The 1,192-nt window shown below is 65.4% G+C and carries 2 protein-coding genes; one reads left to right on the top strand and one right to left on the bottom strand.

The annotated features are described in order from the left end of the window. Positions 1-411 (bottom strand): GFA family protein, encoded by a 411-nt coding sequence (locus tag EOA33_RS36275; protein WP_127407764.1) that lies wholly within the window; start codon positions 409-411, stop codon positions 1-3. A gap of 186 nt (positions 412-597) precedes the next feature. Here EOA33_RS36275 and EOA33_RS36270 point away from each other — a divergent pair, with 186 nt between their 5' ends. Continuing rightward, positions 598-1,155 carry an OmpA family protein gene (locus tag EOA33_RS36270; protein WP_127407763.1) on the top strand — a complete coding sequence of 186 codons (558 nt, stop codon included), beginning with the start codon at positions 598-600 and terminating at the stop codon, positions 1,153-1,155. Positions 1,156-1,192: the final 37 nt, after the last annotated feature.

The following is a 1,192-nucleotide window of genomic DNA, read 5'->3' as shown; positions in this document are numbered from 1 at the left end:
CTACGCCACCGGTGGCGGCTGGCCCTCGAAGGTTGGCAGCGAGGTGTCGATGCAGGCCCAGGCCGGCGCCTTGGCCGTCCATATCGTCGCACCGGGCCTGATCATGTTCGGATCGTCGAGCGTGCCCGCGCGCACAAAAATGAGATGCGGGCGCGTCTCCGCCTCGCTGAAGAGATGCACCCCGCAGGCTGGGCAAAAGCGCCGGTGCATCCTGTTGCCGCTATCGGCCACGCTCTCATAGTCGCGCGTCTCGCCGGCGATCTTGATCCGCGCGGTCAGGAAGCAGACGCTCACCGCCGCGTTGCCGGCCGCGATATACTGGCAGAAGCGGCACCAGCACAGGCGCGTGGTGATCGGCTCCGCGCTGCTTTCGTAGCGGACTGCGCCGCACAGGCATCCTCCGGTGATCATGCTCGGATCCTCGCCAGCTCCGTCAACCGCTGCCGCGTTGTTCCGGGATCATCATGGCGCGGAGCGACATGTCTGGCCAGTCGGAAAACTTGGCATCTGTTCGTTCATCCTCGCTTCAGGCCGACTTTGCCAAGGTGTCGGCAAGATCAACGCGCCCGTCAGAAGGACGGGCCGAAGGAGAATGACATGCTGACCCGACGTACATTTGCCGTTGCCATGATTGCGGCACTTGCCATGCCGAGCCTTGCATTTGCCCAGGCCACCACGCCTTCCGCCGCGACGATCGAGCGCCAGCTCGAGGCAGCGCCCAGGGTGAAGCTGCGCCCCAATCAGCGCGTCACCATCCGCGAATTCAAGCGCCGGCCGGACCTCAGGCGCATGGCGCGCTCGATCGACATCCAGTCGATCAACTTCGCCTTCGGCTCGGCTGCGATCTCGGAGCCGCAATACGGCAAGATCGAAAACATCGCCGATGCGCTACACCGCATCCTGCGGCGCAATCGCGGCGCCCGCATCCTGATCGAGGGCCATACCGATGCGGTCGGGTCCTTCCAGTCGAACCAGATCCTCTCGGAGCAGCGCGCCGCCTCGCTGAAGCGGACGCTGGTGCGCGAGTTCGGCGTGCCCGGCCATGCGCTCGAAACCGTCGGCTATGGCGAGGAGTTCCTGCTGGTGCCGACACAGCAGGAGAACTGGCGCAACCGCAGGGTGACCTTGCGCCGCCTCGACGACTTCATCCGATAGCGCCCGCGTCAGGCCTTCGCCTGGATCGCCGTTCAAA

The sequence above is a fragment of the Mesorhizobium sp. M4A.F.Ca.ET.050.02.1.1 genome, assembly GCF_003997725.1.
Lineage (GTDB): Bacteria > Pseudomonadota > Alphaproteobacteria > Rhizobiales > Rhizobiaceae > Mesorhizobium.
Note: the sequence above shows the minus strand (reverse complement) of the source record. Positions and strands in the feature narration are given on the sequence as shown.

Excerpts from the sequence above, each read along its gene's own strand:
- EOA33_RS36270 (WP_127407763.1), top strand. The coding sequence starts at position 598 with ATGCTGACCCGACGTACATTTGCCGTTGCCATGATTGCGGCACTTGCC.
- EOA33_RS36275 (WP_127407764.1), bottom strand. The coding sequence starts at position 411 with ATGATCACCGGAGGATGCCTGTGCGGCGCAGTCCGCTACGAAAGCAGC.